Raw genomic sequence first — 20838 nt, forward strand, 5'->3', positions numbered from 1 at the left:
TGGCATCGCTGACATCAGCGAATGCCGCCAAAACAGAGATATTTGGTTTCGAGGTACTCTTCCATCCCCTCGGCGGCCCCTTCGCGGCCAAGTCCCGACTCCTTGATGCCGCCAAACGGCGCCAGTTCGGTAGAGATCAGACCCTCGTTGATACCGACCATGCCATATTCCAGCTGCTCGGCCACCCGCCATACCCGGGCGATATCGCGGCCATAGAAGTAGCTGGCAAGGCCGTAGGGGGTGTCGTTAGCCAGACGAATGGCGTCCTCTTCGCTGCTAAAGCGCACCACCGGAGCCACCGGGCCGAAGATCTCTTCAGCGAGGATCGGGTTGCCTTCCTTAACGCCGGTCAGCAGGGTTGGGCTGTAGAACTGCGCGCCCGCCTCGTGGCGAGTGGCGCCACACACCACCTCGGCACCCGCAGCAACGGCGGCGGCAACCAGCCCTTCCACCTTGTTGACGGCGGCCGGGGTGATCAGCGGTCCAATTTGGGCGCCGTCGGTCAGACCATCGGCCACCTTGAGGGCGGCAATGGCCTTGGCAAAACGGCTGACAAACGCATCGTGGATGCCCTCTTGCACCAGAAAGCGGTTGGCACAGACGCAGGTCTGGCCGGCATTACGGAATTTCGAGGCGATGGCGCCGGCAATGGCGGCATCGAGATCCGCATCATCAAAGACGATAAAGGGGGCATTACCACCAAGCTCCAGCGACAGGCGCTTGACCGAGTCGGCGCTTTGGCGCATCAGCAGCTTGCCGATACGGGTCGAGCCGGTGAATGAGAGCTTGCGCACCAGCGGGTTGCCGGTGAGCTCGCCGCCCACTTCCGCGGCTTGCAGCGACGTCACCATATTGATGATGCCAGCCGGAATGCCGGCCTGCTCGGCCAGCGCTGCCAGCGCCAGTGCGCACAGCGGCGTCTCGGCGGCAGGCTTAATCACGATACTGCAACCGGCGGCCAGCGCCGGGCCGGCTTTGCGGGTGATCATGGCAATCGGGAAGTTCCACGGAGTGATGGCGGCGACCACTCCCACCGGCTGCTTGATGGTGGTCAACCGGCGATCACCGGAGAAGCCCGGTATGGTTCGGCCATAGGCGCGCTTGGCCTCTTCGGCGAACCACTGGATAAAGCTGGCGCCATAGACCACCTCGCCCTTGGCTTCGGCCAGTGGTTTGCCCTGCTCGCAGGTCATGATCCGCGCCAGCTCGTCGCTGTTATCCATGATCGCCTGATACCAGGCATAGAGGCGGTTGCTGCGCTCTTTGGCGGTGAGCGCCGCCCATGCTGGTTGCGCCGCTTTGGCCGCTTCGATGGCGCGGCGGGTGTCGGCGGCATCCATGTCCGGAACCTGGGTGATAAGCACTCCGTTGGCCGGATTGCGCACCTCGAAGTGGCGCCCGGACACCGCATCGCACCAGCGACCGTCAATATAAGCCTGCGATTTGATCAGAGAGGGTTGTGACATGGAGAACCTCAGGTAGTTTTCAAAATCCAGTTGAGCTCAAGCTCGGTAACATGGCGTTCAAACTGCAAGAGCTCATCGTTCTTGCAGACGTAATAGAGTTGGCAAAACTCCTCACCCAGATAGCGTTTCAGCACGTCGCACTCTTCAAATGCGGTTAGCGCATCGCTCATGCGAAACGGGAAGCTGTCGCCTTCTACGATAAGGCCGTTGCCCACCACCGGTGGTGGCGGTTGTAGCTGGTGATCCAGACCGTGCTGCAGACCGGCCAGAATGGCAGAGACCACCAGATAAGGGTTGGCGTCGGCGCCGGCCACCCGGTGCTCGATGCGGTGATCCTGGGTTTCGCTACGCGGGATGCGCAGGGCCACGGTGCGGTTGTTATGGCCCCATGATGCGTGCAGCGGGACATACATACCCGGCTGGAAGCGGCGATAGGAGTTGACGTTAGGTGCCAGCAGTGCAATGGAGGAGGGGAGCAGGTCAATCATCCCCGCCACGGCATTGAGTAGCAGCGGTGAGTCGCCGCCATCCCCGTCAGAGAAGAGGTTGTTGCCCGCCTCATCGACGATGCTGATATGAATGTGCATACCACTGCCGGCCTCGTCGGGATAGGGCTTGGCCATGAATGTGGCCTCCATCCCGTGGCGCTCGGCGACGCCGTGGATCAGCCGCTTGAGCGAGAGAGCCTGATCGCAGGCGGCCAGCACGTCACTGGTATGCAGCAAATTGATCTCAAACTGGCCGGGCGCCGCTTCTGCCACCGCCCCTTCGAGCGGTAAGCCTTGCAGCTCCGCCACCGCGTTGACCTCTTGCAGGAAGTCATCGAAATCGTTGAGGTTGTCCACCGAATAGACTTGGGCACCAACATCACGGCGCTGGGTGACCGGTGAGCAGGGTGGCTGAATCCGGCCGTTTTCATCACGCTCCCGGTCGATGAGATAGAACTCCAGCTCGACGGCGATCACGGGGCGGATCCCGCAGCTTAGCAAGGACTCCCACTGCCATTTGAGGATATTACGCGGTTCGATGTTGAGCGCCGTCTCGTCGTCATCGAGCATGGTGAGCAGCATCTGACCAACCCGCTCCGGATCGCTGGCCGCGGGGATCAGGGTGCCGGGGATGGGGATGCAGCGATGATCGGGTTCACCCAGATCTTGTCCCAATCCTGCGTCTTCAACCGTATTGCCGTTGATATCCAGGGCAAACACCGAGACCGGGAAATAACACCCCTTCTCGAGTTTTTCCAGGGAACCAATGGGAATGCGCTTGCCACGCAGAATGCCGTTCAGATCCGGCAATAGCATATCCATGTACTGCAACTCAGGGTGCTGTTCGAAGAAGCGAATGGCTTCCTGCATGAACGGACTTCGCACGCCATCCTTGGTCGTGGGACTCATAGTTCACCTTTACGCACTGTATAGAATATTGACCACCCCTCGACCTTAAAGTGGCCGCCTTTGTTTTTCAAGTGTTAAATATATTTGATGTTGCGCCATGCAGCGTGCTAGAAATGAGGTTATCAGGGGAAAAACAGCCCAAATCAGCGACATGGGTGTGCAGAATATCGAACATTTCTCTCCGGGGTTTGGGGAGATTCACAGCGGGCAGGAGACTCGCTAAGGACAAAGGATATGACCGAACATACAGCAAGCTATTATGCCGCCAGTGCCAATGCCCATCTTCCCTGGCCTCAACTTGAAGGTGACGCAGAGTGTGATGTGTGTGTGGTGGGAGGTGGCTATACCGGTCTCTCCAGCGCGCTGTCACTGCTGGAACGTGGCTATCAGGTTGTTCTGCTCGAAGCCGCCCGTATCGGTTTTGGGGCCAGCGGCCGCAACGGCGGCCAGATCGTCAACTCTTACAGCCGTGATATCGACACCATCGAACGCAACTGCCCGCCGGATCAGGCTAGGCTGCTTGGCAATATGCTGTTCGAAGGCGGCGATATCATTCGCAGCCGCATCGAGCGTTACCAGATCCAGTGTGATCTGCAGAGTGGTGGTGTGTTTGCTGCCGACACCGAGAAGCAGTTCCATGAGCTGGCGGCGCAGAAGGCGCGCTGGGAGAAGTGGGGTAACGACCAGCTTGAATTGCTTGACCGGCACGCCATCCGCCAAGTGGTTAATACCGAACGTTACGTAGGGGGCCTGCTTGACCGTCGCGGTGGTCATATCCATCCGCTTAATCTGGCGCTGGGTGAAGCCGAAGCCATTCGCTCTTTGGGCGGACGGATCTTCGAGCAATCCCCGGTGGTCGAGATTATTGCCGGCGAACCGGTGACGGTGCGCAGCCACAAGGGGCGGGTTAAGGCGCGCTTTGTGGTGGTGGCCGGTAATGCTTATCTTGGCAATCTGGTGCCGGAGCTGGCCGCCAAGTCGATGCCGTGCGGCACGCAAGTGGTCACCACAGAAGTGCTCGGCGAAGAGCGAGCCCGCGAACTGCTGCCGCAAAACTATTGCGTCGAGGATTGTAACTACCTGCTCGATTACTACCGCACCAGCGCCGATCACCGGCTGATCTACGGCGGGGGGGTGGTGTATGGTGCGCGCGATCCGGCCGACATCGAGCGGCTGATCCGCCCGAAAATGCTAAAAACCTTCCCGCAGCTGGCCGGGGTAAAATTTGATTACACCTGGACCGGCAACTTCCTGCTGACCCTGTCGCGGTTGCCGCAGTTTGGCCGCATTGGCAGCAATATCTACTATATGCAGGGTTACAGCGGCCACGGGGTGACCTGTACCCATCTGGCGGGGTCCTTGCTGGCCGAGGCGCTGGCAGGTCAAGCCGAGCGGTTTGATGCGTTTGCCCGTCTGCCACATTACCCCTTCCCCGGTGGACGTCTGCTGCGGGTGCCGCTAACGGCAATCGGCGCGGTCTGGTACAGCTTGCGCGACCGGCTCGGTTTTTGATGTCACTGAGCGTAAAACAACACGGCCACCGTCAGGTGGCCGTGTTGTTTGCGTAAAACGATCAGGCTGCTTTGGGCAGGGTGACCGCAGTGGCTTGCTTGTGCAGGCGCATCTTTTTGAGGGCAACGGCAGTCAGGGCCGTGACCACGGCACCGACGATCATGCAGAGCAGGGCCAGCAGCGGCTTGTTGACAGCACCGAGCAGCGCCACAATCGGGCCACCGTGGGCCACGCTGTTGGTGATGCCAAACAGGAAGGCCATGACGGCGGCGACCATGCTGCCAAGCACGTTGGCCGGGATCACGGCAAGCGGATCGCGGGCGGCAAACGGGATGGCCCCTTCCGAGATACCGACCAGACCCATGGCGCCAGCTGCTTTACCGGCTTCAATTTCGCTCTTGTCGAAGATCCCCAGTTGGCGACCCAGCACAGTTGCCAGACCCATACCGAGCGGGGCAACCGGGATAGCACAGGCCATGGCGCCCATAAACTGGGTCTGACCAGAGGCAATCATGCCCACCGAGAAGAGGAAGGCCACCTTGTTGACCGGCCCACCCATGTCAAAACCGGCCATGCCACCGAGCACAATCCCAAGCAGGATCAGGCTGCCACCGCTCATGGAGATCAGCATGGCGTTCAGGCTAGTCATCAGGCCGGCAATCGGGGCACCGATGATGAAGATAAAGACGGCGGCGATAAAGACGGAACCGACAATCGGGGCGATCAGGATCGGAACCAGCGGCTGAATCATCTTGTGGTAGTCACGTGTCGCAATCCAGCGCACCAGATAACCGACCAACAGACCCGCAATGATTGCGCCGATAAAGCCGGTACCCGCTGCTGCGCCGTAGAAGCTGCCGTCGTTGGCAATCCAGCCGCCGATAAAACCCGGAGCCAGTGCCGGACGATCACCAATGGCATAGGCGATATAGCCGGCCAGGATCGGGATCATCAGTTTGAAGGCGACCACACCCACATTGAGCAGTTGGTTCCACAGGCTCCCTTCCGGGATCTGCATGCCGCCCGGGGTCGGATGACCGCCGATGGCCAGTGACAGTGCAATCAGCAGACCGCCGGTGACCACGAAGGGGATCATGTGCGATACGCCGTTCATCAGGAAGCGGTAGAGATCCGAGCTGCTGCGCTCGCGTTTCTCTTCGCGCGGTGTGTCATGGCTATCGGGCACGTGTCGCGGCGCTTTGAGGGCTTGTTGGATCAACCCTTTGGCATCCTTGATCGGAGCCTTTACACCGGTTTTAACCAGCGGCTTGCCGGCGAAGCGGATCAGGTCAACCTGCTTGTCACAAGCGACAATGACCGCCTTGGCGCGAGCAATCTCGGATGGCGTCGGGCTATTTTTGACGCCAATCGAGCCATTGGTCTCGACCTTGATCTCATACCCCAGCTCGGCGGCTGCTTTCTCCAGTGATTCGGCTGCCAGATAGGTGTGGGCAATGCCGGCCGGACAACCGGTTACACCGATAAGAAAACCCTGGTCAGCGGCAACGCCAGGGGCGGCATCGGCTTTTTTCTCCAGCAGCAGGGCCAGCGCCTCGGCGGGTGTTGCGGCGGCCAGTAGACGGGCGATAAAGCCCTCTTCAATCAGTTTGGAGGAGAGCTCGGCCAGCACTTCGATGTGATGGTTGGCCCCACCGGCCGGTGACGCAATCATGAAAAACAGGCGCGATGGTTCGCCATCTTCGGCGCCATAGTCGATGCCGGCGCGGCTGATCCCCACGGCCACTGCAGGCGCAGTGACGGCACTGCTCTTGGCATGAGGTAGCGCTACGCCCTGCTCGAATCCGGTGTTGTCGAGCTCTTCACGGGCCCACAGATCGGCCACAAATTGCTGCTTGTCGCCCACCTTGCCGGCGCTGGCCAGCATGCTGGCCATTTCGGTAAACACCTCTTCCTTGCTGCTGGCTGCCAGATTCAGGCAGATCAGCTGCTCGTTGATCAAGGATGTGATCATGATGCTGTTCCCTCTTGTGCGAGTGCGTCGCCATGACGTTTTTGTCGAGGTTATTATTCCTCGCCCCGGCGGTGGGAAACATTGCAGGATTGTGCGGTTAACTGGATTTTTGTTGCATTGAAATAGGAGTGTGAGGCGCCTCTCACTTCACGTCTATTTGATGAACAGGGTATGAATTTCAATTATTTTATTTAATATCATTATGTTGTGATGTCTTCTTTGGCCGGTATTGGTGAGCTTCTTGGTCATGGCCCAAATGGGTGTGATGCTTGAATCTGTAAAAATGTGGCATGGAATGACTGGCGCTGTGTGATCGATCTCCCGTTTTTGCCCCAGTGCATTGGTAAAAGCACAAGGGGCCGTGCGGCCCCTTGCGTTCGTTCGTATTAGCGATTGCCGGCGCGCGCCAGCGTGCCTTGCGTCTCAATGGTGAAAGCGCCGGTGGCCGCCGGCACAAAGGCCGACTGACCCGGTTGCAGGGTGAGTTGCTCCCCACTTTGGTGAGAGAGGGTGGCCGGTGCATCGATGGCAAACAGGATTTCGGCGCTGTGGGTGGTCAGCGGGTAACGACCAGCCGGATAGACCGAGAAGGTAAAGTCGGGCACCGGAACCGGATAGTGCTGAATCTGACCCTCCAGCTGCGGGGCGAGCAGGATCTGATCATCGGGCTTGGCCACGCAGCGGGTGCACGCGAGCAGTTCATCGACGTTGATGTGCTTGGGGGTGAGGCCGGCGCGCAGCACGTTGTCGGAGTTGGCCATGATCTCAAGGCCGGTACCGCGGATATAAGCGTGTGGCGTGCAGGCATCCAGATACATGCTCTGCCCCGGTTGCAAGGTGATGACATGCAGCAGCAGCGGCGCAAACAGACCGACATCTCCCGGGTATTGGCTGCTTAGATGGCAGATGAGGGCGAAGGTCTCCTCATCCTGATGGGCGGCAGCATAAGTCAGCAGGGCATCCAGCGCGTTCTGTTTTTGCGCCCCCTCCAGGGTTAGCAGGGTGCGGAAAAAGTGGCTGAGACCGGCTTCACTCTGTTCGGCGCGGAAGGTGGCAAGCGCGTCTGCCAGCGGCGCGATAGCGGCTCGCTCAAACAGTGCCAGGATATCGGCATTGGCACGAAAGCCGTTCATGGCCTGATACGGGGTCAGGGCAAACACCAACTCGGGTTTGTGGTTGTCGTCGCGGTAGTTGCGATGCGGTGCATTGGCGGCAAGCCCGGCGGCGTTGTCACGCTGATACCCCTCTTGCGCCTGAGCCTTGCTGGGATGCACCTGAATAGAGAGCGCCTTCTCGGCGGCCAGCACTTTGAACAGAAAGGGGAGACCGGCGAAGCGTTCGACGGTGGCCTGCCCCAGCATGGCAACCGGATCACGGGCTATCAGGCTGGAAAGCAGCTGTGGCTGACCGGCCTCATGCACCTCGGAGCAGCCGTTGGGGTGGGCGCCCATCCAGAGCTCGGCTTGTGGCTGTGCGTCCGGATTGGGCATTCCGAACAGGCGGGTGAGGGCATCGCGGCTGCCCCACTCATAGTGCTGGATGGGGTTGCTCATCAGATAGAAGGCGGGCTGGGTCATCTGCAGTACCTCAACATCGACGTGGATTCGAAATAGATCTGCGGCGGACTATAACACGATGGAGGTAGCCGGAGGAAACCGGTTACCCGCATGAGGATAAGCGCAACAATGAGTCTGGTTTTTTCCCAACTGCTCGACGGTTTGCTCTGTGACGAGAGCCGGTCGGGGTCACTGATTTTCGCAGCCGACCGTGGCGTACCGCCCGGATTTTCCTATCAGGTCAACTTTCCGCGTCTGGAGCTGGTGTTTAGCGGCTGCTATATCAATCAGCTCTGGTCCGCTGAAGACGGGGTGAAAGAGGTGGCGCTAAAGCCCGGTGAGGCGCTCTATATTCCGCCCAATGCCTGGAACAAGCCGGATTGGGATAACGACTGCTCGGTGCTGAGCCTGCTCTATGGCAAACGCCAGTTGGGATTTAGTCTGGTGGGCAAGCGACGCGGCGAGAGCGGCTTTTTCGATGTGCAAAAACACAGCATCCAGATGGCGCAGGGGCGGGCGCTTGAGCATATTTTGCAGGCGATGACCGCGTTGTCGCAGGAGAGCGTGACGGCGCCCATGGATGGGCATCTGCTCAAGGCGTTGCTGTGTGCCTCGCGTCAGCTGTTGGCCGAGTCCGCCATCGAGCGTCCGCGTGGCGCCGATCTGTTCCATGGGATCTGCATCTACATTCAGGAAAATTTCCATCGCCCCATCACCCGCGACAGCATTGCCGATCGCTTCAATCTCTCGGCCAGCCACCTGTCGCGCCTGTTTCGCCAGCAAGGCCATATGCGGCTGGCGGATTACATCAGCTGGGTGCGTCTTGAGCGGGCCAAGTTCATGCTCAGGAAATACCGCTTTCATTTGGCGGAAGTGTCAGAGCGCTGTGGCTATCAGGACGTGAACTATTTTTGCCGGGTCTTCAAACAGAAGACGGGGGTGACGCCGAGTCAGTACCGGGCGTTGAGCCAGCCGGGTGGATAAGTGCCTCGGCCACAATGGCATGGCGCGCGCTGTCACTGCTGGCACGCAGCAGGGCATCGCTAATACAGGGATCAAGCAGGGATTGCACCAGTCGGGCTAAGGGCTTCAGGCACTCCCTGTTACCCTTGGGGGCAACCATTAGTAGCAGCAGTTGCGCACTGCCCAGTGCCGATCCCCACTCAATCTCCTGCGCGCTCCACAGAAGTGCCAACGCCGGTTGCCTGACGCTCTCACTGACCGCATGCGGCATGGCAAGCCCCGTTCGCATCATGGTCGAGGCAATGGCTTCACGGGCATTGAGGGCGGCTAGCAAGGCATCCGGATCCCGCTGCGTCGAGTCGGGAAGCAGCGCCACCAGGGATGACAGTGCCGATGCCTTGTCAAGCGACTCCCGACTGATGCGCAGCATGGCGGGAGTGAAGCAGATATCTGGCTGGAAACGGGCCAGGCGCACCAGAGTTGGGGTGAAATCGGCGCGGCGCTGGCCGAGTTGATGGCCAAGATCCGTTACCCAGGACGTGAACACCATATGGGCCAGTTCGGCGTCGGGGCCCTCAATCACCAGCTGGCAGAGATCTCCGTGGGAGGCGGCCACGGTCAGCAGCGCCAACAACTGCTCCGGATCGGCCTGCTGGCGACGGGTTAGGTTGACCAGCAGTAATTTGGAGCGAAACAGACCCGCCAGCTTGCGAAGCTGACGAGCCTGCGGGATGGTGAGATGGCGATGGCAGTAAAAGGTCAGTTCACGCAGCATGATCGCTGGCTGCGCTCAGCACCTTGACCGCATCGAGTAATACCGACTCCAGAGAGACCTGCTTGACCGGGCAACCGAGGAAGCGGTCTTTTTGCTCTATCTCGATATCCGATGCAATCAGGATGAGATCGGCCTGGGCAATATCACGGGCGTTGAGCATGTTTTCGATGCCCATCGCCCCTTGCGTCTCCACTTTAATCTTCAGTCCCAGTGAAACGGCGGCCTTGTGCAGTGCATCGGCCGCCATATAGGTGTGGGCAATGCCAGTGGGGCATGCGGTCACAGCAACGATTTTCATAAGGTCACGATAGCCTGATAAGTGGACGCTTAAATTTGCTGCAGCTCTTCGCGTGAAGGCGGTTGCTGCCAGTTGACCGGGCCATGCAGCAGGCGCCAGCGCAAACGCGGCAGCAACAGATTAAACCACTCGTCACGGAAGAACTCATATCCGGCATCCCACTCTTTGTCATTGGCCCAGCCGGTTTGCAGCAGATGCAGTCGGGTTGCCATCCCCTCAGCCTCGAAACGCAGGCTTACATGGGTTTTCTGGTGACGAATATGGGTGCATTGGGGTGGAAAATTCCAGCTAAAGCTGAGCAAGTCATGGGGCATGACAGCCATGACGCGGCACCCTTCTGTGCCTTTATCCCCCTGCGGGGCATCGGGACGAAAATAGATCTCGAAGGGACCGTTTGGTTCTGGTACTACCAGACAATCGGGGGCTAAAAAACTTCGAATACCATACTCGGTGGTCCAGTTATTCCAGACCGTTTCGACGGGCGCGGGCAGCAAAATACTGCCTTCAAGCTGCTTGTTATCCATCGCGACATCTCTCCTGTGAGCATGGAAATTCGAGCCAGTATAGCGCCATCTGTCTCCACGTCGACAGTGTCAAAGCCTGCAAATGAGAGGTCCGATAAGTTTATCAATATCTAGATCTCATTCTTCATGTTTGAGTCTGATCGGGGTGTTGCTGTCGCTTAGGCTTCATGCAATCTTGGCTCACCGAGGTAGTGGGTCCGCTTGTTAATAACCAAGAGGTGTCATGATTATTCGCGTTGCCACCGATTCTGATCAGGCTGTATTGGCCGATTTTTTCCTGCATCAGCGCAGGGATTGTTTTCATTGGGTAGATGCGACCCTGTTCACCCGAGATGAGTGGTTTGAGCAAACCCAGGGCGAGCAAGTGTGGTTGGCCGAACGCGCCGGCCGAATAGCCGGGGTGGTCAGCCTTTGGCAACCAGACTGGTTTATTCATCACCTCTATGTGGCGGCCGATAGTCGTGGTGAAGGAATAGGTCGTCGGTTGTTGGCAACGGCCTTGGCAGAATGTCAGCAGAGTGCCTCTTTGAAAGTGGCGCAATTCAATACCACTGCTCTTGGCTTTTATTATCGATTGGGTTGGCAAAATACAGCCGAACAAGGTGTGTGTCCCATCACCGGACCTTGGCTACGTCTGGAACTTCCTTTTTCACCCAATGTTCAGATTGAGTAAGTTGTATGGAGTCAGTATTGACTGGAATCTTTACTCTTATTCGTACATTTTGATGAATGTCGACTTAATAACTTGCCAAAATGGGGTAGGTAATATAAAAGCGTATTGCCGATAGGGCATTTCATGTTATTCTTGATTTATACCTGTGTTAACTCAATAAATGCCTGAGAGACTGTAATGAACGAATTCCTTAAAGTTCTGTTGAATATCCGTAGCCTGCGCGTAGCTTTGCGTGAACTCTCCTTCGAGCAACTGCAAGAAGCTCGCGAGAAATTTGAGATGGTTTACGCTGAGCGTAACGAAAGTGTTGAAAAAGAGCGCGCTGAGCAAGAAGAGCGTCAACGCAAGCTGGCTGAATTCAGCGAACTGCTGCAGCAAGCCGGTATTGACCCGCGTGAACTGGTTGGCGCTGCGGCTGAGAAGAGCGTGGATGCTGCTCCGAAGAGCAAGCGTGCTCCGCGTCCTGCCAAGTATGAATATCAAGAAAATGGCGAGACCAAGACCTGGACTGGTCAAGGCCGTATGCCGAAGGTGATTGCTGAAGCCGTTGCTGCCGGTCGTAGCCAAGATGAATTCCTGATCGAAAAGGCCTAAAAACCTGCTCATGAAAAAAACCGCCTTCATGGCGGTTTTTTTGTAAGTGGCATCCATTTCCATTTGCTACTTATTCAACAATCCACAAATTATTCATTCACAGAAAATCGATTTCCCCCCGATTGGGTGAATATCAGTGATTAAAAAAGGCCTCATCAAGAGGCCTTATGTTTTAGGAATGCGTCACTGACTGTCGCTGGGGGATGCCGGTAATGCCGGGCGAGACTCGAGTTTCTGCTCTTGGCCCTGCATGTTCTTGATATAGACATCCATCTGGTTGAAAGCAATCTCGATGTTGTGCTGACGGAACAGCGCATCGATACGGCGGTTAAGTTCATCCACAGCCGGATTGCGATCACCCAATTCGCTAACAAAGAAGCGCAATTCATGATCCAGGGTGCTGGCGCCAAAGGTCAGGAAATAGACAATTGGCTCGGGATCTTTCAATACCCGGCTATTTTCCTGCGCAGCCTGTTTCAGCAATTGACGGGTCAGATCGAGATCAGAACCATATGCAACACCCACCCGGACAATCACCCGGGTGACGGTATCACTGAGTGACCAGTTAATCAGTCGCTCGGTCATCAGCTGCTGGTTAGGAATAATCACTTCCTTGCGGTCGAAGTCGGTGATGGTGGTGGCGCGGATACGAATCTTCGAGACGGTTCCCGAGAAGGTGCCGATGGTGACGGTGTCACCGATGCGCACCGGTCGCTCAAACAGGATGATGATGCCGGAGACGAAGTTCGACACGATCTGCTGCATACCAAAACCGATACCGACTGACAGGCCGGCAGCCAGCCACTGCAGCTTGTCCCATTGCACGCCCAGCAGCGCCAGCGCCGAGAGCGTACCCACGCCCATCAGCACGTAGTTGAGCATGGTGGTAATGGCGTAAGCCGTGCCTTGACCGAGGCGCAGTCTGGAGAGCACCAGCACTTCGAGCAGACCGGGCAGGTTGCGTGCCAGTGACCAGGCTGCGCCCAGCATAAAGAAGCCGGTCAGAACATCACGCAGGCTCACCGGATAGAGGACCGCATTGCTGCCGCTGCCTTCACTGCGGTGCCACAGCACGATGCCATCGAGGTAGGAGAAGACCGCGACCAGATCGCTCCACAGCCAATAGAAGGCCAGACCGAAGATACCAAACAGCACGATGCGGGTCAGACGTAACGACTGCTGGCTGACCTCCTCCAAATCCATCGGCTGCTCTTCAACGGTTTCGCCCCCTTCGGCGTCTTCGTTGGATTTCTGCTGCTCACGCTTGGCCACGGCCCGGCGCCAGGCCAGGCGCCGGGCGGCGAGCTCCAGACCACGCAGGGCAGTGCGATGGACCATGCTCCAGATGAGCATGAGATAGAAGGACTCGATCAGGCGGCCGGTCAGTTTGAGGGCGGTGTAGTAGTAGCCCATCACCACCAGCACAATCATCGCCAGCGGGGCCAGTGCCAGTGCCAGTGCGAAGAAGGATTGCCACAGGCTGGCCTCACCCTTGAGGCGGGCTCTGGAGATGGGGAACACCAGATAGGCAGTCAGCCCCAGCAGTGTGATGGCAAGGGTCTGACCAATCACGTCGTTCGCCAGGGTGGACGGCTCAACCACTCCCTTGGTCGACAGCATGATCAGCGGCAGCAACGGCAGCCACAGATAGCGCATGCTGTTGTATTTGGCTTGCAGCTCATGCTTGGATTGACGGAAATGGTGTTCCGCCAAGCCACCCGGACGGTTCACATCCAGATAGAGGCCAAACACCAGATAACCGAGTGCCAGGTTCAGGGTCATCACGAAGATGAGCTTGGCGCTGAGCAGACCACAATAGGTCAGCAGCAGGCCGGCAGCACCGATAAACAGGCTGCCCGGCAGACGGGCGATCAGGGAAAACAGCAGTGCCTTGGGCGTGTGCCATTGGCTGTCCTGACGGAAGCGGCCGAGATCTTTTTGAATCTTCTCGAGTTTGTGCTGCAGCAGCGGACGCTTCCAGCGCACCAGACCGCCGATGAGCAGCATCGGCAGAGCCAGCAGGCTGATGGGCAGCAACATTTCTCCCCAACCCTTCCAGTCCGGACGCAGTACCCAGTCGGAAGATTGGCGGAACGCTTGCGACGGCCAGCTCAGGAACCACTTGATATCGACCTGCTTGTTACTGCTTACCCAGAAGATGTGCTGCTGCAGGGTAAACTCGATGGAGTCGTACACCCGCTGGATCTGTTGCTGGGTTAGCTGCAGGCTGATGGCGTTGGTCAGCTGGGCATCGATCTGGCGGTTGAGCTGATCGAGCAGATCAACACGGGTATCGATAAGATCGCTTAAATCCCGCTTATCTTCATCAGACACCGGATCGGTGCTCTGGCTGACCAGACTCTCGATGAATTGATCTTTCTGATAGAGCTGATCACGCTGCTGGGTCAGTTCAAACTGGGCCAGGTGCAGGTCGGCAATCTGCTCTTCCAGGTTCTTGACCAGCTGGGTCGGGGCACTTTCGAGCTGCTGATAGAGCTGATAGAGAATGCGTGACAGCAGCAGGTTCCCCTTGAGCATCTGCACCTGCTCATTGAGATTGCGCTCCATCTGGGTTCCGCGATCCAGCCAGCTTTTTGCCTGCAGGTTTTTCTGCATCAGCATGTTGAGATGGCTGGTCGCACCGATGAGCTGCTGGCTCAGTTGGTGATTGGCTTCCTGCTCCCGCTGTAGCAATGGGCTGTTTTCATTGGCCACCAGCTCACCGGTCTGCTCGGCGGTCTTTTCGGTGGCGCCGAGGCGTTTGGCACTGACCAGCTCCTGCAGTACATCCAGCTTGGCTTGGGCCGCTGCGAGCTTGGTGCTGAGCAAATCCCGCTGCTTTTGGGTGAGCTCCTGGGTGCCGGAGCGGCTGTCCAGATCCCGCTGCAACTGAGCCAGGCGCAGGTCGATAAGCGCCTGCTCGGCCTCCAGACTCATCTTCTCGGCATTGCTGACGTTGTCACCACTGCTGAGTCGGGCGCGGATCTCCTGGCTACGCTGGTAGTCCTTGCTCATGCTGGTTTGGGCACGCTCGGGCAAGGTTTGCAGATTGGTCAGTTTGCTATTGATGGTGCCCAACTGCTCTTGCAGAGATTGCAGATCGCCGAGTGTTTCCGCTTGCAACTGATCGAGCCGATTGACGCTGAAATCTTCGTAAGCCTTACGCAACTGATCTTTGTCTTTGCTCTTGCTCAGCCCATCAATGTCAGCCATGACATCGCGCAGATCACTTTGCATCGAGCGAGCATCCTGGGCACTGCTTTTGGCTTTGGCCTTGGCTTTGTCGATGGCATCCAGCGTCGCCAGGGTGTCATTGAGGAACTTCTGGTCATTTTGTTGCTGGGCTGTTGGCGTTTCCAGCTTGGCGAGCTCGTCAAGCTGACGCTGGACCTGGGCACGAGTGGGCGCATCTGCCCGTGCCGGAGCCGACCAGATGGGCAGCAACAAGAGGCACAGGGAGAACAAGAGCGCCGAACGAAATCCTGATTTCATGAGGGGCATACCGATTCCGCAGTTGGCAAAGGAAGTGATGGCTGTCACACAGACAAGCGCGCGGATTCTACCACTGGCACCGGCATAAAAAAAACCGAAGCCGTTTGGCTTCGGTTTTTTCAAACAGACCGAAAGGGTCGAGAACTTACTTCTTGATGCGCAGAACCGGCGTTTCGCCGACGGTGACAGCACCAGACAGCTTGGTCAGTTCCTTGATCTCGTCCATGTTGGAGATCACAACCGGAGTCAGGGTAGACTTGGCTTTGGCTTCCAGCAGGGCCAGATCGAACTCGATGACAACGTCACCCTTCTTGACCTGTTGACCTTCCTGAGCGATACGCTTGAAGCCTTCGCCCTTCAGTTCAACGGTGTCGATACCGAAGTGAACGAACAGCTCGATGCCGCTATCAGACTCCAGAGAGAAGGCGTGGTTGGTCTCGAAGATTTTGCCGATGGTGCCGTCGCACGGAGCAACCATCTTGTTACCAGCCGGCTTGATAGCAATGCCGTCGCCAACAATCTTCTCGGCAAACACGACATCCGGCACATCTTCGATCGGTACGATTTCGCCGGACAGCGGGGCAAAAATCTCGATGCCGCCAGTGTCGCTGCTGTCGTCAGAAACCAGTTTCTTCAGTTTGTCGAACAGACCCATGATTAACGCTCCTAAAAAATAATTGTCGCTGTTTGCGGCCGATCTTAGCAGACTGCTTTCTGCTTGATAAAGCTATCGACGCAGGCTTCGATTTCGGCGGCGGTTGCAAAGCTCAGGGCCTGATCTGCCATCGCCTTCACATCTTCGAAGTTGGTGTTGCGGATGAGCTTCTTGATGCGCGGAATAGAGATAGCGCTCATGGAGAACTCGTCCAGGCCCATGCCGAGCAGCAGCAGGGTGGCACGTTCGTCACCAGCCAGTTCACCACACATGCCAGTCCACTTGCCTTCGGCGTGGGAGGCGTCGATAACCATCTTGATCAGTGTCAGGACGGAAGGCGACAGCGGGTTGTACATGGCGGAGATCATTTCGTTGCCACGGTCCACAGCCAGGGTGTACTGAGTCAGATCGTTGGTACCGATACTGAAGAAATCAGCTTCCTTGGCCAGATGGTGTGCCATCACGGCAGCGGCCGGCGTCTCGACCATGATACCCACTTCGATGGCTTCATCAAAGGCATGACCTTCGGCGCGCAGATCAGCCTTCAGCTGTTCAACGGTGGCCTTGAGGCTACGGATCTCTTCGACGGAGATGATCATGGGGAACATGATACGCAGCTTGCCGAAGGCAGAGGCACGCAAAATGGCGCGCAGCTGGGTATGCATGATGTCGGTGCGGTCGAAGAAGATACGCACAGCGCGCCAACCCAGGAACGGGTTCATCTCCTTCGGGAAATTCATGTAGGGCAGTTCCTTGTCACCACCGATGTCCATGGTACGGACGATGATCGGTTGGTTCGGCATGGCTTCCGCCACTTCTTTATACGCTTGGAACTGCTCATCTTCGGTCGGCAGGGCGTCACGATCCATGAACAGGAATTCGGTACGGTACAGACCGACACCTTCGGCGCCGTTGCGGATGGCACCGTCGGTATCCTTAACGGTACCGATGTTGGCGCACACTTCCACCTGATGACCGTCCAGGGTGATGGCCGGCAGGTCTTTCAGCTTGGCCAGCTCATCCTTCTCAGCCTGATAACGGGCCTGGATGTCCTTGAACTGGGCCAGCTCGGCTTCGCTCGGGTTGATCACTACCTTGTTATTGATAGCGTCGAGCAGCAGCATGTCGCCGTTTTTGACACGGTTGGTGATGTCGTTGGTGCCCACGATGGCCGGCAGTTCCAGGGAACGGGCCATGATGGAAGTGTGGGAGGTACGACCGCCGATGTCGGTCACAAAACCCAGCACATACTTCAGATTGATCTGGGCAGTTTCGGACGGGGTCAGGTCTTTGGCGACCAGAATGACCTCTTCGTCGATGGTGCTCAGGTTGACAACCGGAATTCCCAGCGTGTTCTTGATCAGACGGGAACCGATGTCACGGAAGTCAGTCGCGCGCTCGCGCAGATAAGGATCGTCCAGTTCGGCCATCATCTGGGCGTACTGTTCGATCACTTCATAGATGGCGCGGTCGGCGGCTGCCTTGTTGTCCTTGATGAAGGATTTGATATCTCCTTCCAGCTCTTCATCTTCGAGCAGCATGATATGCCCTTCGAAGATGGCCTCTTTCTCTTCACCGAAAGTGCGACCAGCCATTGTCTTGATGGCTTCCAGCTGGGTAGCTGACTTGGTACGCGCTTCGAGGAAGCGGGCGATTTCGGATTCAATCTGGTCATCAGAGATGGTGGCCTGATTGATAACGATGTCCTCTTCTTTCAAGAGAAGCGCCTTGCCGAACGCGATACCGGGGGACGCAAGAATGCCAGATATCATAACCCTTCCTAAATAAATAACCTTGGACTTGTGGGGGGAGGAAAAGCTGGATTACTCCAGCTCGTCCATCAGGGCTACCAGCTTATCAACAGCTTGCTTGGCATCCGGACCATCAGCTTGGATGGTGACGGAGGTACCCTTGGTCAGACCCAGGGTTTGCAGCTTGAACAGGCTCTTGGCGCTGGCAGACTTGCCACCGGAGACCACGGTGATTTCGCTTTGGAACTCTTTGGCTTCCTTGACGAACTGTGCTGCCGGACGGGTGTGCAGGCCGTTTTCAGCAGTGATGACTACAGACTTCTCGTACATGGTTTCACCCCATATTTATTGAAATTTGTTCACCCCGGACCGTAAACGCTTTCTTCGGGTCCGAAGTGGTATGGATTGTCGTAAAGTAACGAAACCTGAGGCTCAATGGTTTAATCCAGGTCAAGTTTCCGTTTACTAGCCATGCCACTCGGTGGCAATTTCTCGTCATTTCAGCCCTAAACCCGCATGGCAGCAGGTTTGGTGATTATTTCATGACGAAAAATAACACTTTGTTACTTTGTGATACCTGACCGGTAAACACCCTGTGTCGGGCCATAGAATATGAGATTTATCACAGATTGTCTGCAAATTTTGTCGGTCACTGTTTTGTTATTTTACCCCTAAAAATAAGGGTTGGATTTTGCAGACCCGTAGAGGCTAGACAAAAGCAACGCGGCGCTCAAGTGAGCGCCGCATCTTACAGACTGGATGGGGGGAAAGCGATTGCGTTACTGCTGCAGTTCCTGCTCGCTGAACACACCGGCAAACAGGGCGCTGGAGAGGTAGCGCTCGGCCGCACTCGGCAGAATCACAACGATAGTCTTTCCTTCAAATTCAGGCAGTTCGGCCAGACGGCTGGCGGCAGCCACGGCAGCACCAGAGCTGATACCGGCCAGAATGCCTTCCTCTTCCATCAGGCGGCGTGCCATGGCAATGGCATCGTCACTGGTCACCGGCTCAACGCGGTCGATCAGCGACAGATCCAGGTTGCCCGGAATGAAACCGGCGCCAATGCCCTGGATCTTGTGCGGGCCGGGTTTGAGCTCCTGACCTGCCAGTTTCTGACTGATGACCGGAGATTCAGCCGGCTCAACGGCGACCGAGATAACCTGTTTGCCCTGGGTGTGCTTCAGATAACGGGAAACACCGGTCAGGGTACCGCCGGTACCAACACCCGCCACGAAGACATCCACTTCACCGTCGGTCGCTTCCCAAATTTCCGGACCGGTGGTCTTTTCGTGGATCTCCGGGTTGGCCGGGTTTTCAAATTGTTGCAGCAGAACATATTTGTCCGGATCGGAGGCCAGAATTTCGTCTGCCTTGGCAATGGCACCCTTCATACCGAGAGCGCCATCGGTCAGCACCAGATTGGCGCCGAGCGCTTTGAGCAGCTTGCGGCGTTCAAGACTCATGGTGGCTGGCATGGTCAGGGTAATGCCGTAGCCACGGGCAGCGGCTACAAAGGCCAGCGCGATACCGGTGTTGCCACTGGTCGGCTCAATGATCTCCTTGCCGGGTTTGAGAACGCCACGCTTCTCGGCATCCCAGATGAGATTGGCGCCGATACGGCACTTGACGCTGAAGCTCGGGTTGCGGCTTTCAACTTTGGCCAGGACGCGTCCTTTGCTGACGCGGTTGAGACGGACAAGCGGGGTATTACCGATGGTCAGGCTGTTGTCCTCGTAGATCTTGCTCATGGTACTGATCCCTGTGGTTTCGGACTAAGTTGAATCAAGAGTAGCGATTCGAGACTGAATGAGAAGTGACGAATTGTTATAACTATATCTTATTAGAACCTATAGGGCTTATTCTGCGGCGCAGTCAGGGTGGTCGCGCACAGACCAAGCGCAAATGTGTGAACGTGATCAGATCATCACTTCCCGCTTAAGCAGAGGGAAAGCCGCGCCTCTGTGCTCTGCTTGTGGCATGCTGAGTAAAAAAACAGGGAGTCGCCGGTACTGCAGATGCAGGCCGCAGATCTCCTGCAACATGCGGGTTGCAGCGCGACCCGACAAGGAGCGGAAATGACATCGATAGTGATCAGCGGCAGCGGGCTCTATACCCCTCCCTTTGCCGTATCCAATGACGAGCTGGTAAAAGCCTTTAACAGCTGGGTCGATCTGTATAACGACGAAAATGCCTCTGCCATCGATGCCGGCCAGCTTCCTGCGCGGCAATACTCCAGCAGTGAATTTATCGAAAAGGCATCGGGCATTCGCAGCCGTTATCTGGTGAGTCGCGAAGGGGTGCTGGACCCCGAGATCATGCAGCCGCTCATTCCCGAGCGGGCCGATGACAAACCCTCGGTAATGGTTGAAATGGCGGTTGCGGCGGCCGAGCAGGCCCTGCAGGAGGCGGGCCGCGAGCCGGGCGAGATCGATCTGGTGATTGTCGCGGCGTCCAATATGCCGCGCCCCTATCCGGCGCTATCGATTGAGCTGCAACATTATCTTGGTGCCCGTGGTGCGGCCTTTGACATGAATGTTGCCTGCTCTTCGGCCACCTTTGCCATCAAGACCGCGGCTGACATGCTCTCGGCGGCCACCGCCCGCCTGGCTCTGGTGGTCAATCCGGAGATCTGCTCCGGGCATCTGAATTTTCGCGATCGCGACAGCCACTTTATCTTTGGCGATGCCTGCACGGCGGTGCTGCTAGAGCGTGAAGAGACCTGCCGTAACCCGCAGCCGTGGCGACTGGTGGATGCTCGCCTGCAGACCCAATACTCCAACAATATTCGTAACAACTTCGGTTTTCTCAACCGCTGCAGCCCGGATACCCGCTACAGTCCCGACAAGCTGTTTGTGCAGCAGGGGCGCAAGGTCTTTAAAGAGGTGCTGCCGCTGGTCAGTGAGCAGATTGCCGAGCAGTTGATTGCTGCGGGTTGGGATACCGAATCACTGCAGCGTCTGTGGCTGCATCAGGCCAACCTGACCATGAATCAGTTCATTGCTCGCAAAGTGCTGGGCCATGAAGCCCGCAGTGAAGAGGCACCGATCATTCTCGACCGTTACGCCAATACCAGCTCGGCCGGCTCCATCATCGCCTTCCATCTGCATAACCAGGATTTGCCGGTGGGCTCGCGCGGTGTGCTCTGCTCGTTTGGTGCAGGCTACTCCATCGGCAGTCTGCTGCTGGAGCGGGTGGAGCACCTTAGCTGAT

General features: G+C 57.3%; 17 protein-coding genes. 5 read left to right on the plus strand and 12 right to left on the minus strand.

The features are described 5' to 3' along the window. Window positions 1-14: 14 nt before the first annotated feature. Together BW958_RS00215 and BW958_RS00220 are read right to left on the minus strand one after the other, a co-directional pair. Window positions 15-1466, minus strand: coding sequence for an NAD-dependent succinate-semialdehyde dehydrogenase (locus tag BW958_RS00215; protein ID WP_076573299.1), 1452 nt, complete (start codon window positions 1464-1466; stop codon window positions 15-17). An 8-nt stretch (window positions 1467-1474) separates the two neighbouring features. Next, on the minus strand, window positions 1475-2863 hold the full coding sequence (locus tag BW958_RS00220; protein ID WP_076573300.1) for a glutamine synthetase family protein: 1389 nt from the start codon (window positions 2861-2863) through the stop codon (window positions 1475-1477). A gap of 234 nt (window positions 2864-3097) precedes the next feature. Here BW958_RS00220 and BW958_RS00225 point away from each other — a divergent pair, with 234 nt between their 5' ends. After that, on the plus strand, window positions 3098-4375 hold the full coding sequence (locus BW958_RS00225) for an NAD(P)/FAD-dependent oxidoreductase (protein ID WP_076573301.1): 1278 nt from the start codon (window positions 3098-3100) through the stop codon (window positions 4373-4375). A 61-nt stretch (window positions 4376-4436) separates the two neighbouring features. Here BW958_RS00225 and BW958_RS00230 read toward each other — a convergent pair whose 3' ends face one another. Beyond that, window positions 4437-6347 (minus strand): PTS fructose transporter subunit IIABC, encoded by a 1911-nt coding sequence (locus BW958_RS00230; protein ID WP_076573302.1) that lies wholly within the window; start codon window positions 6345-6347, stop codon window positions 4437-4439. A 386-nt stretch (window positions 6348-6733) separates the two neighbouring features. Further along, entirely contained in the window at window positions 6734-7924 is a 1191-nt protein-coding gene (gene manA, locus BW958_RS00235; RefSeq protein ID WP_076573303.1) for a mannose-6-phosphate isomerase, class I, read from the minus strand. Window positions 7925-8032: 108 nt separating this feature from the next. On the opposite strand from manA, the gene BW958_RS00240 reads away from it, so the two are divergent. Next, window positions 8033-8887: a helix-turn-helix transcriptional regulator gene (locus BW958_RS00240; RefSeq protein ID WP_076573304.1), complete on the plus strand. Its 855-nt coding sequence runs from the start codon at window positions 8033-8035 to the stop codon at window positions 8885-8887. Here the strand turns inward: BW958_RS00240 and BW958_RS00245 are convergent. The 3 genes from BW958_RS00245 to BW958_RS00255 are packed head-to-tail and all read right to left on the minus strand — an operon-like array spanning window position 8826 to window position 10463. Then, window positions 8826-9641: a PTS sugar transporter subunit IIA gene (locus tag BW958_RS00245; RefSeq protein WP_256701731.1), complete on the minus strand. Its 816-nt coding sequence runs from the start codon at window positions 9639-9641 to the stop codon at window positions 8826-8828. The two genes, BW958_RS00240 and BW958_RS00245, sit on opposite strands and share 62 nt — an antisense overlap. Continuing rightward, complete coding sequence (locus BW958_RS00250; protein ID WP_076573306.1) at window positions 9631-9939, minus strand: PTS fructose transporter subunit IIB; 309 nt, start codon at window positions 9937-9939, stop codon at window positions 9631-9633. The genes BW958_RS00245 and BW958_RS00250 overlap by 11 nt, the downstream gene beginning before the upstream one ends. A gap of 29 nt (window positions 9940-9968) precedes the next feature. Next, window positions 9969-10463: an SRPBCC family protein gene (locus BW958_RS00255; RefSeq protein WP_076573307.1), complete on the minus strand. Its 495-nt coding sequence runs from the start codon at window positions 10461-10463 to the stop codon at window positions 9969-9971. 223 nt (window positions 10464-10686) lie between these two features. Here BW958_RS00255 and BW958_RS00260 point away from each other — a divergent pair, with 223 nt between their 5' ends. Continuing rightward, window positions 10687-11136 (plus strand): GNAT family N-acetyltransferase, encoded by a 450-nt coding sequence (locus BW958_RS00260; RefSeq protein ID WP_143232978.1) that lies wholly within the window; start codon window positions 10687-10689, stop codon window positions 11134-11136. Window positions 11137-11313: 177 nt separating this feature from the next. Further along, entirely contained in the window at window positions 11314-11730 is a 417-nt protein-coding gene (locus BW958_RS00265; RefSeq protein WP_076573308.1) for an H-NS family histone-like protein, read from the plus strand. A 183-nt stretch (window positions 11731-11913) separates the two neighbouring features. Here BW958_RS00265 and mscK read toward each other — a convergent pair whose 3' ends face one another. From mscK to cysK, 5 genes are all read right to left on the minus strand, one after another. Continuing rightward, a complete protein-coding gene (gene mscK / locus BW958_RS00270) occupies window positions 11914-15231 on the minus strand; it encodes a mechanosensitive channel MscK (RefSeq protein ID WP_076573309.1) in 3318 nt (1105 codons plus the stop codon). Window positions 15232-15367: 136 nt separating this feature from the next. Beyond that, the gene (gene crr, locus BW958_RS00275; protein ID WP_076573310.1) at window positions 15368-15877 is read right to left on the minus strand and encodes a PTS glucose transporter subunit IIA; all 510 of its coding nucleotides are present in this window, start codon (window positions 15875-15877) and stop codon (window positions 15368-15370) included. A 44-nt stretch (window positions 15878-15921) separates the two neighbouring features. Then, complete coding sequence (gene ptsI / locus BW958_RS00280) at window positions 15922-17649, minus strand: phosphoenolpyruvate-protein phosphotransferase PtsI (protein WP_076573311.1); 1728 nt, start codon at window positions 17647-17649, stop codon at window positions 15922-15924. Between the two features lie 51 nt (window positions 17650-17700). After that, window positions 17701-17958, minus strand: a complete 258-nt coding sequence (locus BW958_RS00285) for an HPr family phosphocarrier protein (RefSeq protein ID WP_076573312.1) — start codon at window positions 17956-17958, stop codon at window positions 17701-17703. Window positions 17959-18407: 449 nt separating this feature from the next. Further along, the gene (cysK, locus tag BW958_RS00290) at window positions 18408-19376 is read right to left on the minus strand and encodes a cysteine synthase A (RefSeq protein WP_076573313.1); all 969 of its coding nucleotides are present in this window, start codon (window positions 19374-19376) and stop codon (window positions 18408-18410) included. A gap of 327 nt (window positions 19377-19703) precedes the next feature. On the opposite strand from cysK, the gene BW958_RS00295 reads away from it, so the two are divergent. Continuing rightward, a complete protein-coding gene (locus BW958_RS00295) occupies window positions 19704-20837 on the plus strand; it encodes a beta-ketoacyl-ACP synthase III (protein WP_076573314.1) in 1134 nt (377 codons plus the stop codon). The last annotated feature ends 1 nt before the right edge of the window (window position 20838 follow it).

It is taken from the genome of Aeromonas sp. RU39B (genome assembly GCF_900156095.1).
Classification (GTDB): Bacteria; Pseudomonadota; Gammaproteobacteria; order Enterobacterales; family Aeromonadaceae; genus Aeromonas.

Coding starts and splice junctions, on each gene's coding strand:
- BW958_RS00250 (WP_076573306.1), bottom strand. CDS start 9,939: ATGAAAATCGTTGCTGTGACCGCATGCCCCACTGGCATTGCCCACACC.
- BW958_RS00225 (WP_076573301.1), top strand. CDS start 3,098: ATGACCGAACATACAGCAAGCTATTATGCCGCCAGTGCCAATGCCCAT.
- BW958_RS00255 (WP_076573307.1), bottom strand. CDS start 10,463: ATGGATAACAAGCAGCTTGAAGGCAGTATTTTGCTGCCCGCGCCCGTC.
- ptsI (WP_076573311.1), bottom strand. CDS start 17,649: ATGATATCTGGCATTCTTGCGTCCCCCGGTATCGCGTTCGGCAAGGCG.
- cysK (WP_076573313.1), bottom strand. CDS start 19,376: ATGAGCAAGATCTACGAGGACAACAGCCTGACCATCGGTAATACCCCG.
- BW958_RS00230 (WP_076573302.1), bottom strand. CDS start 6,347: ATGATCACATCCTTGATCAACGAGCAGCTGATCTGCCTGAATCTGGCA.
- BW958_RS00215 (WP_076573299.1), bottom strand. CDS start 1,466: ATGTCACAACCCTCTCTGATCAAATCGCAGGCTTATATTGACGGTCGC.
- mscK (WP_076573309.1), bottom strand. CDS start 15,231: ATGCCCCTCATGAAATCAGGATTTCGTTCGGCGCTCTTGTTCTCCCTG.
- BW958_RS00240 (WP_076573304.1), top strand. CDS start 8,033: ATGAGTCTGGTTTTTTCCCAACTGCTCGACGGTTTGCTCTGTGACGAG.
- manA (WP_076573303.1), bottom strand. CDS start 7,924: ATGACCCAGCCCGCCTTCTATCTGATGAGCAACCCCATCCAGCACTAT.
- BW958_RS00220 (WP_076573300.1), bottom strand. CDS start 2,863: ATGAGTCCCACGACCAAGGATGGCGTGCGAAGTCCGTTCATGCAGGAA.
- BW958_RS00245 (WP_256701731.1), bottom strand. CDS start 9,641: ATGCTGCGTGAACTGACCTTTTACTGCCATCGCCATCTCACCATCCCG.
- BW958_RS00260 (WP_143232978.1), top strand. CDS start 10,687: ATGATTATTCGCGTTGCCACCGATTCTGATCAGGCTGTATTGGCCGAT.
- BW958_RS00285 (WP_076573312.1), bottom strand. CDS start 17,958: ATGTACGAGAAGTCTGTAGTCATCACTGCTGAAAACGGCCTGCACACC.
- crr (WP_076573310.1), bottom strand. CDS start 15,877: ATGGGTCTGTTCGACAAACTGAAGAAACTGGTTTCTGACGACAGCAGC.
- BW958_RS00295 (WP_076573314.1), top strand. CDS start 19,704: ATGACATCGATAGTGATCAGCGGCAGCGGGCTCTATACCCCTCCCTTT.
- BW958_RS00265 (WP_076573308.1), top strand. CDS start 11,314: ATGAACGAATTCCTTAAAGTTCTGTTGAATATCCGTAGCCTGCGCGTA.